General features: G+C 39.0%; 1 pseudogene. It reads right to left on the reverse strand.

Going from position 1 to position 1,213, the window contains the following annotated elements:
• A pseudogene (locus EDC44_RS12870) lies at positions 1–1,175 on the reverse strand (glycoside hydrolase family 19); the annotation flags it as partial.
• Between the last annotated feature and the right edge of the window lie 38 nt (positions 1,176–1,213).

Genomic DNA, 1,213 nt, shown 5'->3' on the forward strand with positions numbered 1-1,213 from the left:
TCATCGACATAAATCCCTACACCGCTTGTCGTGCCGTGTAAGTACGGTTGGATATTGTAGTAAGTCCTTTGTTTGGCATTTTTATCTTTCAGATTTTCACTCACCGTAAGTTTCTCTACTTCCGACAAGGGTAACATGATTTCCACTTTCGTTTGGTCGTGTAAATCAATGATTTTTTTACTGTCGCCCGCATAACTGTAAATCCTACTACCTTGGTTAACATACAAGAAATTATCCTGAATTCCTTTTTTCTCTTTATCTTTATCGTAAGCCTTTTTCGCTTCTTTTCTAAACACATTGATGTCATCATAAGTAAAAACCTCCAAATGCAACAGTCTTTTACCCGATTCCGTCGGTTGGTTGTATTCACCCATTAAACCTAGTTCTGTACCCGCTTTGATTTCAATCGCTTTAGTCAGTTTCACTTCACTATCCACTTCCGTATCGATCTTGTTTGCTATAAGTAACGGAATACCTTGAACCGGCTCAACTTGCTCGCTCTCAATCGTATAAGATCTATGGAATATCGTCCAGCGACCTTCATCCGGTTTATGTTCTACTCCTTTATCATCTTTATACCACAATAGCTCATCCAATTTATTTTTACCGGCTTTATCTTTTCTCACCGTAATATCCCAACCATCCGGCAATTGAGCAACGAGCTTTTTATTGTTGTCCCTTATCATTACGTTTTTTTTATCCGCGGACTGCGTTTTACCTGAAATGATCACAAAAGAAGATTTATATTCCCCGAGTTTTGCCGTATGACGATAAAGAGAATAAAACGTCAGTTTATTTCCTTTCGGGTATTCTATTTCGTGTTCCAATAGAAAAAATCCCGTGGAATATATTGTCCCGTTCGCCGGCTCTTTCGGATTATCATTTTTATATTCCGAATCTACCTTATAGGCAATCAGCTTACCGTCGGCAATAGCACAAATCTTCTCATTGTCAAATTCGCTTGCTTTAAATTTATCGGCTCGTAAGTGAATACCTTGATGCCAAAGCCCGATTTCGTTAAACAGGAAACGGGCGCTTGGGTCGTGCGCTAGATGGGTAAAATACTGCTGTAACACATTTTTGCTGTTTTCCGCTTTCGGTTTTAACGGAAATGCGACTGCGGGAATACGCGGTTTTTCTGCTTGTGGGCTTTCCTTATTTTTTTCCGACATCATATTGCTCCTTTATTTAATTAAGAAAATTTTAATCGACG

The organism is Cricetibacter osteomyelitidis, assembly GCF_004340985.1.
Taxonomy (GTDB): domain Bacteria; phylum Pseudomonadota; class Gammaproteobacteria; order Enterobacterales; family Pasteurellaceae; genus Cricetibacter; species Cricetibacter osteomyelitidis.